We start from the raw sequence: 13,308 nt of genomic DNA, 5'->3' as shown, positions 1-13,308 counted from the left end.
AAAAATTTCGCCATCGGGTATCACTATTAAGGGAACAACGCTCTCGTGCAAAGGGGATGCCTCAGCAGAAGTGGCTGCCAGTGGCATGCTGACACTGAAGGGTGGAATTACAAAAATCAATTGATAAGGTTGTGCGATGACGGATCTTGTAAAAGTTCATGCGACTACGGCCAAAGAATTACTACAGTTTGTTGATATTAGTGAAGAAGCCACCGACTGCCTGGTACCGGATACTGCGCCAGAGGTGAGCATCAATCGTCTGATGGATTCTGGATTTTTTGCCGATGCGATCAAGCTCCTTGCCCTTGGGCTGCCCAAGCGCGAATCAGTTTGGTGGGCGTGCCTGTGTGCCAGAGAGATACACAGCCCACAAACTGATGAAGACAACGGCAAAGCACTAGTCGCTGCTGAAAATTGGGTAAAAAATCCCACTGAGGAGCGACGACTTACATGCAAAAAATACGCTGAAAAAACCAAATACAAAACACCGGCAAGCTGGGCTGCAACCGCAGCGAGCTGGAGTCATGGCAGCCTCGCGGGACCAGAAGATCCGATGATCGAGCCACCTGCGCACCTTTACGCACATGCGGTGGCCGGCAGCATTACTCTGGCGGCAGTCGTTTCAAATCCCGTGAATCCAGAGAAATCATTTCAGCGCTTTTTGCAGCAAGGATTAAGTCTCGCCCGGGGGGGCAACGGTAAAATTTCCAGCCAGGATGTGGCATCTCAGTTGGTGGAGGGCTAGTCGATGGGAAAGCCCGCTTCACGCATCACCGATATGCATGTTTGCCCTATGGTCACGGGTACTGTACCCCACGTCGGGGGGCCGATTCTGAGTCCAGGTGGTCCCACTGTACTAATCGGTAATTTACCCGCAGCAACGCTTGGCAGTACATGCACCTGTGTAGGTCCGCCAGATACTATTGCTATGGGGAGCACCACCGTTCTCATCCAAAACAAGCCCGCCGCGAGAATGGGGGACACAACGAGTCACGGTGGAAAAATCATTATCGGTTGTCCTACCGTATTGATTGGTGGGTAAATAGGCCCTGCAATGCAGGGCCTTATATAGCCGGATATACCAATCACCCATTCAGCTGGTAGCTGAATCCGCCCTCCTCAGATGCCCCAATATGCACACGGGAAATTTCCACACCTTTCGCCATCATATCCAGACACTCGCTCGCCAGTGATGGCAGCAATGTGCGATTCAGGATGACTTCAATATTGCGGGCGCCGGTATCGGCTTCCTGGCAGCGGGCGACGATATTGATCAGCACATCTTCGTCATAGCTAAAACTTGCACCATAGTGCTCTCTTACACGCTTCTCGATTCTCCGCATATTGATCCGACAAATCTCTACCAGGTTTTCATCATCCAATGGATAGTAGGCGATTACATTGGCCCGACCGAGAAATGCCGGTTTGAATTTTTGCAGCAAATGCGGCCGGATATTGTCCAGCAGCACTTCAGGATCGGGTTTTTCATCTACCTGACTGAAGATAGCGCGGATAGCATCTTCGCCCGCGTTAGAGGTCATGATGATCACGGTATTTTTGAAGTCAATATCCCGGCCTTCACCGTCTTTAATGGTTCCCTTGTCGAAAAGATTGTAGAAAATATCCTGGACGCCCGGGTGTGCCTTTTCCATTTCGTCCAGCAGAATTACCGAATAGGGCTTGCGGCGTGCGGCTTCGGTCAGTACGCCACCCTCTCCGTAACCGACATAACCTGGGGGAGAGCCGAGTAACATGGACACCTTGTGCTCTTCCTTAAACTCCGACATGTTGATGGTGGTGATACTCTGTTCACCTCCGAACAGCTCGTCGGCAAGCGCAAGTGCGGTTTCAGTTTTGCCCACACCACTAGTCCCACAGAACAGGAATACACCAACAGGCTTGCGCGGATCGGTCAGGCCCGCGCGGGAAGTACGAATAGCCTGTGCTACCGCCTCCAGGGCGTGCGGCTGGCCGATAACCCTTTTGTTCAGGCGATCGGTGAGGCTCTGCACCGCGGCAATTTCGTCATTGACCATTTTACCGACAGGGATACCCGTCCAGTTGGCGATCACTTCGGCGATGGACTGCTCATCGACAGCAGGCTGCATAAGCGGTGTGTCGCCCTGAATTTCGCGCAGCTCGGCTCCCAAGCTCAGCAGTTGCTGTTTGAGATCGCCCAATACCGAAGGGTCAGCGGATGTTTCGTCCTGCTGTTTGACAAACTCGTCGTCGATTTGATTACGTAGTGACTGGATCTGGTTAATCAGCTCAAGTTCCTGTTGCTGCTGATTCTGTAGTTTTTGCAGGCGTCCCTGCGCCGCGAGCTTTTCCGCGCTGAGTTCCTGTAGATATTCCTCGTGAACACCACTCGCGGCATTTTCCCGCTGTAGTTTTTCCAAGGTTCTGTTGGCACTGGCAATGATCCGCTGTACATCTTCGATGGCTCCAGGGGTCGCCGATTGGCTCAGAGCCACACGTGCACAGGCCGTGTCCAGCAGGCTAACGGATTTATCCGGTAACTGGCGCCCAGGGATATAACGGTGGGACAGTTTGACGGACGCCACAACCGCCTCATCGAGAATACGGACCCGGTGATGGGTTTCCAGACTCCCGGCGATACCACGCATCATATCGATGGCTTTCTGCTCATCGGGTTCTTCCACTTTCACCACCTGGAAGCGACGTGTGAGAGCGGGATCACGCTCAAAGTATTTCTTGTATTCTGCCCAGGTAGTTGCAGCAATAGTCCGGAGCTCTCCCCGTGCCAATGCCGGCTTCAGCAGGTTAGCCGCGTCGCCCTGCCCTTCCTTGCCTCCAGCACCGATCATGGTGTGCGCTTCGTCGATAAACAGGATGATGGGCGTCGCAGATGCGCGAACCTCTTCAATCACAGACTTCAGGCGATTTTCAAACTCGCCCTTAACACTGGCACCGGCCTGTAACAGACCGAGATCCAGAGTTCTGACACATACGTCCCGCAGCGGTGCAGGTACATCACCACTGACAATACGCAGTGCAAAGCCCTCTACCACCGCCGTCTTCCCTACCCCGGCCTCACCGGTGAGGATGGGGTTATTCTGCCGACGACGAGTGAGGATATCGATACACTGCCGGATCTCCTCGTCGCGCCCCAGCACCGGATCGATTTCACCTTTGGCCGCTCTCTCTGTGAGGTTAACGGTATATTTTTCCAGTGCCGGCGCTTTGCTCGCAGCGGCGGTCACAGCAGCCGTGTCGGCATTAACACCCGCCGCCCCACCGATTGCCGATGACTCACCACTGCGTCCAAACATTGCGCGGGCGGTCTCACGAATGGATTCTGGGGCAATACCTTTAAGCTCGGGGCAGGATTCCAGTAGCTGTCGACGGGAAGATTCATCCAGCAGTAGAGCCGCGAGCAGGTGGCCGGAGCTAACCGCGTGATGGCCGAAATCTATGGAGGCCAGCATCCAGCCATTTTTTGCCGCCTCAACGATCGTGGGCGAGAGTGCAGCGGGACGACTGCTTCCGGATTTGAAACGTGCGATCGCCATCGCCAGTTGCCGGGCAACGTTCGACGGATTTACGTCGTGTTTTTCCAATAAGTGATAAAAGTCCGTATCAGACTGATCAAGTAGCTTAAGTAACCAGTGCTCCAGCTCCACGTTGTACTGATTCTGGGACAGACACAACCCTGCCGCGCCCTCTAGAGAGTTGCGCAGGTAAGGTGTCATGGTATCCACGAGTCGTTTCAGATCTATATTGATCATGGTATCTATTCCCTTATTGGAGTCCTTGTCGTTATTAGAGAACTGCTTTTCCTTATGCGGCCGGCAGTGCTTCATCCGGTGACACCCGGTCCGCGCTCAGATTGATTTCTACCTGTTCGTCAAATTTCTGGTCGCTTGACATATGGGTGTTCCAGCCAAGCAGTGGCTGATTATCGTTATCTACAGCCAGCTGAACCGGAGCGACCTGGCCGGTAAACAGGGATACGGAAATTTCAAAATCCATTTCTATTCCGGCAGACAGCTGTACGAAGGATTTCAACGCGTCCAGCTTTTCACTACCCGGCGCCATGGTCATGTGGTCTTCATAGGCCATGGGTGCTATCGCCACCCGGAATTTGTTCTGTGCTTGAAAGCAGGTTGTACCCAGAATCGTGTCCACGCCAAGCCTGTTATTGACACCCTGAGGCGCCTCGGGTCCCGGCAGACGCGTGAGTACATCTTCTGGTAACTGGTCCCAGCGCCCCTGAAACTGCTCAATGGATACCTGCAGTCCGAAGTATTGCCGAATCATGCCGACGAGTGCCGCAGCTGAACACTGCTGGCGGCCCAGATGCCCGGCCATGCCGTAGAGCGCATCATCCGGCATGGAGAGCCGATAGCGCATTTCGCTGGTACCAAGGCCCGCTACGGAAGCCAACGCCTGGCTGAACATATCAAGATCACGCGTATTGCGCAGGCGCGCGCTCTCGTAATTAACCGGCAGTTGGTACTTTTGCCAGGCGCGATAGAACAGGGAAAGGTTTCGATGGTGGAAGATATCGAGAAAATCTTTCAGAGCCGCGCTCTTTTCCTTCAACTCCCTATGCACCAGTTCCGTCAGGTAGTACGGCATAACCCCCTGACTACCAATCAGTCCGCCAAAGCCAACCTCCATGCACCATTGTTGTTGAGGTTCGATTTCGCACTGGTCTATGCCGGCGGAATTGTCCACCACATGCGTCGACGCGGAGCCATCATCCGGTTGTTCCAACAGGCGATCGACATCTGGACGCCGCGTACTGAGCTTTAGTACATCTGCCGCGACAAATGATAGAGAAGACTGAGCCGAGAACCGCACCAGTTCACGATGCGGTGGCGCGCCAGATGCCAGCTGTCCACAGGAATACGCTCGCGTGCTAGCGCTCCCCGTCTTGTCGAATAGAACTCCGCGTTCGAGCGTGCGTACCGCCTGGAAAAATTCGAAGCGGTACGGGGTCGAACAGAGTTGCTGAATTACACTAAGGCTTTGTCGCCGGCGCGAGGCGGCCATCGCTTCAATTCTCCATCGCGACCGCTCAATCTAGCGATCAATCGGGTAAAGGAATTTATCGAGCAGTAAAGTCCCAGAAAGCGCTCGATTACACTGGCGTATAACAGTGGACTGGTTCCGGTGAGCATCATCGCATCCAGTTCAATGGTAACTTCCGTTCCGCGGCAAAGTACGACACTGGTGTCCACTTGAATGGGAGCAGTTATTGGTCGCGCATCCAGTTTCAACAGGGATTCGATCAAGTTTCTGGTACTGCCCGAATTACGGAAGTCGTAGAGGCGAAATATTTCCTTCAGCACGTCACAACCACCACTTGCGGTCAGTGAAAGGTGATTGAGGTTGAGGTGCGAGATCAATCGCCAGTAACTGCGCTCACGTCGCGGCGGGCGTAGCGTTGCAGTTGGAGGCACCACGCAACTTATCCGCTTCGCAGGGGCATCACCATCGACGATGGTGAGATACGGTTGAGCATTTCCGGTGGGCAATTTCTTCGGAAGGTTGCGATTGGTACAGGTGATTGCCAAATCAAGGGTCTGATCACTTACCAGATGCGGATTGAACTCCAGGTCCACCAGACTGATATCGACTTCAGAAGCCTGCTCATTGCGATGCTCGCCTTCTACAACATCGCGACGCCGTGCATACCAGAAGGCGTTTTTACGCATATTGTGCTGACTGTGCTGAATGCCATAAAAAGGTCGATATTGGGTTGTTTCTCCGCTTGTGGCAGTGGCATTTACGTCATCGATGGAATACACCTCGAGACCGTCGGTGCGCCTGACGTCCGGTACCACATGGTAGCTGTACTGTGTGTGGGTGAGCGGTATCGGATCGGCACTTTGTGAAAACAGATTCACCACCGGTGTACAACCCAGCACAAACATACCGGGTGTCAGCTGTTTTTCCAGCTCATCGTGGGACTCTGATAGATAAAAATAGAGATTCAGGGTATCTGCATAGTGATCGTCAATGGCCTCAGCGAGACCATTGATGTCAATGAAATGGAATTTTTCCGGGAACGCGAAGTACTCTGTCAGCAGGCGGTAACCCATAAAGGCGGTGTCCGGGTAAGGCAGCAAACCCTCATCCGGCTCAAGACCAACCTGACGAAGAATATCCGGCTCGAGCTTTACCGGGCGCGAGTCGCCTTCGCCTGTGGCGACAACCACTTTGACACAACGGGTGAGCAACAAATCGTAAAGATCGTAAATGTGGCTTGGCTGACCGCGTAGAAAAAAACGTAGTGCCGAGAGTTTCAAGTCGGAAAATCGTACATTGCGGCTAAACGTTTTCAGTGAAAGTTTGAGCACAGCATTCGCACCATGCACTTCATTACAGGCGGGGGCGATAAATGGACGCGGCATCAGCGTCGCCACTTCGACTCTGAATGGGCAGACATCCACCGGGTACCGACTGGTGAAACGGCAGGTCTGGCCCTGAAAACTTTCGCTTTCCAGCGTTGTATCGGCGTCAATCCTGACAATACCGTCGAGGTCGAGGTCAGGCTCAAACTGCACTACCGCACAGGAAGGAATCGGCCGCAGGTAATGTGGATATAGCGTTTCCAGCATTGCATCGGTGAGTTCCGGGAAATCATCATTCAGCTTTTGCTGGACACGCGCGTTCATATAGGCAAACCCGGACAGCAGGCGACCCACTAATGGATCATCCACGGTATCGGTATCCAGTTGCAGCCTCGATGCGGCGGCCGGATGCATACGGGAAAATTCTCCCGCAGTCTGCTGAACGAAAGCCAGTTCGCGCTCATAAAGGTCGATCAATTTCTCGCTCACTATCTGACCTCCGAAACGTCTACCAGCTGGGTAACCGGGTTGAGCGCCGAATCGAATACAATAACCTCTGAGGCAGGGTTAACATGCAACACTGCTTCTACGCGAAAACGGATACTTGGATCTTCCACGTCTACGTTCTGCTGCGTGCTCACCTTTACCGATCGGATACGCGGTTCAAAATTCATGATGGTCCTTTCGATCTCTCGGCAAAACTTCCGCCGACTATCTGCGGAAGTCAGCGTGATCGTCGATAGATCAGGAAGGCCGAAGTTGATATTGGAGCTATCCAGGTGTTCGTGACTTTCCGGGGGCGAAACACAGCGATAACGGGTATTAAATAGATACTCCAGATCTCTCCGCACGCCCTCCCTTACCTGCCTTAATACCTGGTGCGGACGATGCAGGTCCATACCTGCGGATGACGTCAACAATCTGTCCAGTAACGGTGCCAGCAGGCGTTTTTCCATTCCGCTCATTAACTTACTGTTCCTACGCCAATCTGCGACAACGCCGTGGTGAGTCTCAATTCTGAAACAAGATGGTCTACCGTGTAGTGTGTCTTGAGGTGAATAACACTCTGGTAGCTCCCAGGCTTTCCGGGTTCGTCCAGCACACGCACACGCGCTTCACGCAGTGGGTAGCGTGCGAGCATTTCCCATGACAGATCCTCGCGCCCAGTGGTATAGGCATCCATCCAGTGTTGAAGCTGGCGCTCACAGTCTGCCGCATTCATATAAGCCCCCACCTTGTCGCGAATCATCACTTTGATGTAGTGCGCGAATCGCGATGCGCAGAGGATCTGCTGCAACATGCTGCTGATACGCGCATTGGCGGTCGCAGACTTGGACTGATACACCTTCGGGCGCTGTAGTGAAGGCGCACTGTTGAATGCGCTGTACGGAGTGTCATAGCAATGACACAGGCAGGTAAAGCCCTGCTCGCTGAGCTCACGCTCGGCAAAGTCAGTAACCAGAATAGAGGTGGACATCTTTAACAGCTGCGGGCTACTGTCGACCGCATACCCGACTGAGGGTAATTGCGTAACCAATCCACCGCCGAGATGATCCCGCGCAACGCCGCGAATATGCGAGAACCAGCCCACTTCGTCAAACTCACGGATCAGTACACTGGCCATGGCAAATGCCGCATTGCCCCACAGATGTTTGCGGCTATTTGTTGCACGGGTCTCCTCGTGAAAACGCAGACCGCGGTAAGCGGAAAAGCCGGTAGCGTAGGGCTGTCGCAAAAGCACCTGCGGAAGGGTAATCGCGAGGAAGCGACTGTCTTCCAGATCTCGCAGACTGTTCCAACGGATGTACTGTTTCTGCCGAAAAACTTCATAGAAATCGATGGGTTTTGCGAGATCATCAAAGCTATCGACACCGAATAGCTGCGGTGCCGCGCTACATACGAAGGGGGCAAAGGCGGCGGCCGCCGTATGCGCTATGCCCTGCAGGGTGAATACATCATCATAGGGATGATCTTCGAATGGCTTGTGCGCCACATAGTAATCACCAACCAGCAAACCAAACGGCTCGCCCCCCGGAGTTCCGAACTCTTCGTTGTAAATCAGATGAAAGAACGCCGACTGGTCAAAATCTGGCGCCCGTTCAATATCCCGCGACAGATCCCTCCAGCTGACATCCAGTAATTTGATTTTGATGTTGTCGGCACTTGGCGCCTGCCGTACTAGCATAGAAAGGCCACGCCAGCTCGCCTCCAGTCGCTGGAAGCGCGGATGGTGCAGGATACAGTTCAACTGATCCGATATCAGTTCATCCAGCTCCGCAATAATACGATTGAGCCATTGCCGTACATTGAACTGTTCCGCGCTGCCGCACTCACATAGCTCGCGCAACCAATATTCAAAGGCGAACAGTTCATCCGGTTCATCAAGAAATTTTCGCAACGGGTCCCGATTGCCATGCAGCAACGTTGCAGGCAGCAGCGCCTCTGCGTCGCCGCAGATGTCGGCATGCGATGAGGAAGACAATACAGGCACTCCCGGTCCGATAGTAGGATTAATGTGGGAATACTGGCACTGAGGCCGCCGCGAGGGCGGCCTCGCATGCATCACCCCGCGGTCGGGATATTGGCCACCATGCGCATGGAGGTGGTCAGTTCCTCCATTTGTAACCATGGTTTCAAGTAAGCCACGGCACTGTAGCAACCGGGTTGGCCCGGAATTTCCTTCACTTCCACTTTGGCCTCAGCCAACGGATACTTTGCCTTCATTTCCGGGCTGGCGTCGGGATTGGAGTTGGTGTACTGGGAAATCCAGCTGTTTAACCAGCGCTCGCAGTCACTTGCTTCCATGAATGAACCCACCTTGTCGCGGGCCATTACTTTCAGATAATGGGCAATCCGAGAAGTGGCCATGAGGTAAGGCAGGCGTGCTGAAATTGCCGCGTTAGCGGTGGCGTCCGGATTGTCGAACACTTTTGCCTTCTGCGCGCTCTGCGAGCCAAAAAACACGGAATAGTCTGTGTTCTTGTAGTGACATAGCGGCAGGAAGCCCTGGCCACTGAGTTCAGCTTCACGGCGGTCGGTAATGCCGACTTCCGTCGGGCACTTCTGGTCCAGGTCGCCGTCGTCGCTCTTGAACAGATGCGTAGGCAGCCCCTCCACCTTGCCGCCCCCCTCAGCGCCGCGAATGGCGGTACACCATGAATTTTCCGCGAAGGCACGGGTCATGGTGGTACCCATAACGTAAGCCGCATTCATCCAGCAGTACTGATTGTGCGCAGCCGGTTTTGACATGCCGGTCTCGTCTACTTCGAACTCTTCGTAATTGAATGACTCCACCGGTTTGGTATTCGCACCGTAGGGGGTGCGCGCCAGTGTACGTGGCATCACCAGGGTGACGAAGCGAGAATCCTCACTGTCGCGGAAGCTGCGCCATTTGATGTATTCGCCGGATTCGAAAATACCGCCCAAATCGCGGGGTTTGGACAGTTCAGTAAAGTCGCTGAAACCGAACATGCCGGCGCCAGCGGCGGAGATGAAGGGACAGAAACCAGCAGCCGCGACGTTGGACATCTTGCTCAGTAATTCGATGTCTTCGGGATGGCTGGTGAATTCGAAATCACCGATCATGCAACCAAAGGGCTCACCACCAGCGCTGCCGAATTCTTCCTCGTAGATTTTCTTGAAGGTCTGACTCTGGTCGAACTCTACCGCTTTGTCCAGGTCCCGGAACAACTCCCGCTTGGAGATGTTCATCATGCGAATTTTCAGGGTCGAACCGGTTTCACTGTTCATCACCAGATGGTTGAGACCGCGCCAGGAACCTTCCAGTTTCTGAAACTTCTCGTCGTGCATGATCGCAGCAAGCTGCTTGGACATGGCCTGGTCGATGGCCTGGACAGCCTTGCTGATGGTCTGGGTCAGGTTGCGATCCCATGTTACTGTGCCCTTCAACACCTGTTGAGTGAGGTTGGCAATCAGGTCCTGCGCCTCTTCACGCTGGGTCTGCTTGGTGGCGGAAATGGCCTGCTCAAGTAGACTGACAGACTGCTCTTCCGTAGCAAGTTCCGCTACATTTTCAACTTCGGTAGTCATTACGCATCACCTCCCTTGTCTTCGCCGAGACCAAGCTGCTCAGAAATGGCACTTACGTTTTCAGTGCTCTTCAGAATGTCTTCGAGTACTTTTTCAAGCTCTTCAGAACGGTCCGCTTTACTCAGCAGGTCGCGCAGCTTGCTGCGCGCTTCCAGCAACTGCTTCAGAGGCTCCACCTGTTCGACAATCTGTTCGGGCGAAAAATCATCCATGTGGTTAAAGTCGAGATTCACCGCCATCTTGCTGCCGTCGCCAGACAGTGTGTTTTCCACTTGCAATCCCAACTTCGGATTCACCTTCGCCATCACATCATTGAAGTTATCGCGGTCGATCTGCACAAACTTGCGCTCCTTCAGTGCCTTGCGATTTTCGGTGTTGTCACCGGAGTAGTCGCCCATAACACCGGTCACGAAAGGCAATTCCTTCTTGACCTCTGCGCCATTAGTTTCAACATCGTAAGTAATATGTACGCGCGGTTTACGCACGCGCTTCAGTTTGTTGTGAATACTCTCGGACATCAGGGTCTCCTTTCCTCAATTCAGGAATCGTGTTGATTACTCTGGTTTTACCAACCAGCTTCTGTGGTTTCCGACTGTGGCTGTGCGCCCCAACCTCCATCGGTTCCGGGTTCCTCGCCTGTACTTACTGCTTCAGAATTGCCGGTGGACACAGCACTACTCTGCACCACCGGAGGCGCGACATATCGCTGACTGTCTGAACCATCAAGGCGCACACCAGTCAACTGTGAATAGATGGCCCGCGAATTGTCGTCAGGCAGTAGTTCCGTCATCAATTCCGCGACGGTCATACGCCCCCAGCCAATGAGGCGCTCAAGGCCTGGGGCAAGCGGAGTGTGGGGTTCGTAGGTACGAAAATACTTTGCAGCCTTTTCCAGTAGTAGCAGCGCATCTTCGCGGGTGCTTATGGTGCCAGAGGGAGCACTTACAACCTGAACGATTCCAGCGACTTCACCTGCAGCCGTGACAGGTTGAGAACCAGCGCCTTCTGCCTGCGCTGCTGCAGTTTCGATGGCGTTTTGTGCTTCAAGATGAGACTTGTAGACGAAGCGTGTAGTACGCAGTACCTCGTCCAATAGGCCGGTAATACTGGAATAAGGCGGTGCATCCTGGCCGCAACTTGCGCGCAGGGCTTCATTAATTGACTTGTAGCTGGAGAGCGCCTCTTCTATGGTCTCAACCATATTCTGTGCCCACTGAGCACTTGCCGACTGCACGCACTGCTCAATATCCGCCAGACAGTAACCAAGTGTTTCGATTCGCGCGGCTTTGGCGTCGGCATCTGCAATTTTTTCGGCATCCCGCGCTTGCTGATAGTGAACAAATGCGAAGCCGCCAAAGTCACCTTCCGGTGTAATATCTGCGTTTCGAATAGGCAGCAACAATGTGCCATCAGCACCATCACCATTGAGGCCTGTCAGCGGTGCTACCTTTGTCTCAATACCATCTTCGTCAGGCTCCGGGTACAGATCATCCCAGTAGCTTTCGATCATTCGCTCGATCAGCTGGAAGCCATCGCGCAAGCCGGAAAATCCATGCAGTCGGATAAGCGCTTCTGTGTACCAACTGGCGACTTCCAGATCCTTGCTTTTTTCCTTGAGAATCTTCTCAGCGGTTTTTGCGACATCTCGCCAGGGCGCGATAAGATCGACATCACTTTCGTCGAACATGGCGGAACGCTCTGCGGCGCGCGCACTGTTTCTGGCATCTTTGATCGTATAGTAATCGGAAGTAGGGGAGCGATCGGAGCGGATATCCTCGCCCTGCGGTCGCTCTCCGGCGATATCCTGCAGAAGTGCATCGAGATCAGTCACATTGGCCATTGCCATGAGAATTCCCTTTCAAATTGGCAGCGCGAGCTGCTCTGGTTTTTAAACACTGCCATTCAGCCAGTGGACACCTTCCTGTGTGGGGCAACTCGCTTTCCATCAGGCTCTGACGGAGCCAGTGCGTTTCCGGTGCAAAAACTCAGGACTATGCGATCAAAGTCCTGCTTGCGCCTACGATACTGCAGTGTCTCGCACCAGAGAAACACTGTGTAGACGCACTCACCGCTCTGGAGACAGGCGACGAGATAAGTCACCGGAACAGCATCAACCTCTGCAGTGATCTCACCGAAATAGCCGGTATAGTCTCCCTCTTCCAGCGGCGTAGCCGGCGTCAGGATGACGCCGCTGTAAAGCTTGTCTGCGCACTGTTTCAGCTGTGCGCTGCAGTAGGCACCTATGCTTGGCATTACGGATAAATCAGCCAGCTTTTGAGAGAGCACAACCAAAAACTGGTTTTCTTTCAGGTTTCCGGACTGAATCAATGCACCGCGATTAAGATCAACAAACGTATCCCAACTACCGGGCACCTCAATAGAGCAGCTCTTGTCGGGGGCAACCAAAACCCTTCCTTTAGAGACATCGCCCCCAATCTCACTGCTGGTAGCGTGGTGGCCGCTGCCATCAAAGACCAGATTACCGTCCAGTATCAGCTCCGTACGCCAGCCAGCCTGCCAGAAGGCACGCACCAGACCTACGCCATCACGCTCGCTCAAACAGCGTTTGACGACCGGGCGCGAAGACCCAAGCAGCCTTTTTATCTGCTCAAAATCCAGGCCAAATAACTGCGCCAACAGACGGATACCCTGGCGACGACCAACGCCGTTACGAAGTGCGCCGGTAAAAACTACCTGGTAAGAACTGGCGGCCATTTCTTTTCCCTGAAACCTTCACCGCTTATGCACGCAGTGAACATCTATCCCTGAAATCAACAAACAATATTTCAATTTGTCCGCAGCGATGTGGCACTGCGGACTTTTCACTGCACCACATTGTTGGCTACCAACTCCTGTCGGCAGCACAATTTTGATATCAATGCTGATTCTCGAAATAAACCACACGAGACGGTACGCTCGTACCCATTAAGAAAAA

Annotated in this window: 11 protein-coding genes; 2 read left to right on the top strand and 9 right to left on the bottom strand. The window is 53.6% G+C overall.

Annotation, left to right across the window (positions count from 1 at the left end):
• Positions 1-136: 136 nt before the first annotated feature.
• Both VIL80_RS15475 and VIL80_RS15470 read left to right on the top strand, forming a co-directional pair.
• The gene (locus VIL80_RS15475) at positions 137-745 is read left to right on the top strand and encodes a DUF6931 family protein (protein ID WP_332036989.1); all 609 of its coding nucleotides are present in this window, start codon (positions 137-139) and stop codon (positions 743-745) included.
• 3 nt (positions 746-748) lie between these two features.
• On the top strand, positions 749-1,042 hold the full coding sequence (locus VIL80_RS15470) for a PAAR domain-containing contractile injection system baseplate protein (protein ID WP_332036988.1): 294 nt from the start codon (positions 749-751) through the stop codon (positions 1,040-1,042).
• A 43-nt stretch (positions 1,043-1,085) separates the two neighbouring features.
• Here the strand turns inward: VIL80_RS15470 and tssH are convergent, their stop codons facing one another.
• From tssH to VIL80_RS15425, 9 genes are all read right to left on the bottom strand, one after another.
• Positions 1,086-3,749, bottom strand: coding sequence for a type VI secretion system ATPase TssH (gene tssH, locus VIL80_RS15465; RefSeq protein WP_332036987.1), 2,664 nt, complete (start codon positions 3,747-3,749; stop codon positions 1,086-1,088).
• Between the two features lie 52 nt (positions 3,750-3,801).
• A complete protein-coding gene (tssG, locus tag VIL80_RS15460) occupies positions 3,802-5,019 on the bottom strand; it encodes a type VI secretion system baseplate subunit TssG (RefSeq protein ID WP_332036986.1) in 1,218 nt (405 codons plus the stop codon).
• The gene (gene tssF / locus VIL80_RS15455) at positions 4,983-6,812 is read right to left on the bottom strand and encodes a type VI secretion system baseplate subunit TssF (protein ID WP_332036985.1); all 1,830 of its coding nucleotides are present in this window, start codon (positions 6,810-6,812) and stop codon (positions 4,983-4,985) included. The genes tssG and tssF overlap by 37 nt, the downstream gene beginning before the upstream one ends.
• Positions 6,812-7,288 carry a type VI secretion system baseplate subunit TssE gene (gene tssE, locus VIL80_RS15450; protein WP_332036984.1) on the bottom strand — a complete coding sequence of 159 codons (477 nt, stop codon included), beginning with the start codon at positions 7,286-7,288 and terminating at the stop codon, positions 6,812-6,814. The genes tssF and tssE overlap by 1 nt, the downstream gene beginning before the upstream one ends.
• Positions 7,288-8,814 (bottom strand): type VI secretion system contractile sheath large subunit, encoded by a 1,527-nt coding sequence (gene tssC / locus VIL80_RS15445; RefSeq protein ID WP_332036983.1) that lies wholly within the window; start codon positions 8,812-8,814, stop codon positions 7,288-7,290. Before tssC (VIL80_RS15445) ends, tssE begins: the two co-directional genes overlap by 1 nt.
• A 71-nt stretch (positions 8,815-8,885) precedes the next feature.
• Positions 8,886-10,373 (bottom strand): type VI secretion system contractile sheath large subunit, encoded by a 1,488-nt coding sequence (gene tssC, locus VIL80_RS15440; RefSeq protein ID WP_332036982.1) that lies wholly within the window; start codon positions 10,371-10,373, stop codon positions 8,886-8,888.
• Positions 10,373-10,891, bottom strand: a complete 519-nt coding sequence (tssB, locus tag VIL80_RS15435; RefSeq protein ID WP_332036981.1) for a type VI secretion system contractile sheath small subunit — start codon at positions 10,889-10,891, stop codon at positions 10,373-10,375. The genes tssC (VIL80_RS15440) and tssB overlap by 1 nt, the downstream gene beginning before the upstream one ends.
• Before the next feature lie 47 nt (positions 10,892-10,938).
• Positions 10,939-12,219 carry a type VI secretion system protein TssA gene (gene tssA / locus VIL80_RS15430; protein ID WP_332036980.1) on the bottom strand — a complete coding sequence of 427 codons (1,281 nt, stop codon included), beginning with the start codon at positions 12,217-12,219 and terminating at the stop codon, positions 10,939-10,941.
• A gap of 56 nt (positions 12,220-12,275) precedes the next feature.
• Positions 12,276-13,088 carry a hypothetical protein gene (locus tag VIL80_RS15425; RefSeq protein WP_332036979.1) on the bottom strand — a complete coding sequence of 271 codons (813 nt, stop codon included), beginning with the start codon at positions 13,086-13,088 and terminating at the stop codon, positions 12,276-12,278.
• Between the last annotated feature and the right edge of the window lie 220 nt (positions 13,089-13,308).

Source organism: Microbulbifer sp. (assembly GCF_036563125.1).
In the GTDB taxonomy this organism is placed as follows: domain Bacteria; phylum Pseudomonadota; class Gammaproteobacteria; order Pseudomonadales; family Cellvibrionaceae; genus Microbulbifer.
This window is presented reverse-complemented; position numbering and strand designations above follow the sequence as displayed.

Excerpts from the sequence above, each read along its gene's own strand:
- VIL80_RS15475 (WP_332036989.1), top strand. The coding sequence starts at position 137 with ATGACGGATCTTGTAAAAGTTCATGCGACTACGGCCAAAGAATTACTA.
- VIL80_RS15470 (WP_332036988.1), top strand. The coding sequence starts at position 749 with ATGGGAAAGCCCGCTTCACGCATCACCGATATGCATGTTTGCCCTATG.
- tssH (WP_332036987.1), bottom strand. The coding sequence starts at position 3,749 with ATGATCAATATAGATCTGAAACGACTCGTGGATACCATGACACCTTAC.
- tssG (WP_332036986.1), bottom strand. The coding sequence starts at position 5,019 with ATGGCCGCCTCGCGCCGGCGACAAAGCCTTAGTGTAATTCAGCAACTC.
- tssE (WP_332036984.1), bottom strand. The coding sequence starts at position 7,288 with ATGAGCGGAATGGAAAAACGCCTGCTGGCACCGTTACTGGACAGATTG.
- tssC (WP_332036982.1), bottom strand. The coding sequence starts at position 10,373 with ATGACTACCGAAGTTGAAAATGTAGCGGAACTTGCTACGGAAGAGCAG.
- tssB (WP_332036981.1), bottom strand. The coding sequence starts at position 10,891 with ATGTCCGAGAGTATTCACAACAAACTGAAGCGCGTGCGTAAACCGCGC.
- tssA (WP_332036980.1), bottom strand. The coding sequence starts at position 12,219 with ATGGCAATGGCCAATGTGACTGATCTCGATGCACTTCTGCAGGATATC.
- VIL80_RS15425 (WP_332036979.1), bottom strand. The coding sequence starts at position 13,088 with ATGGCCGCCAGTTCTTACCAGGTAGTTTTTACCGGCGCACTTCGTAAC.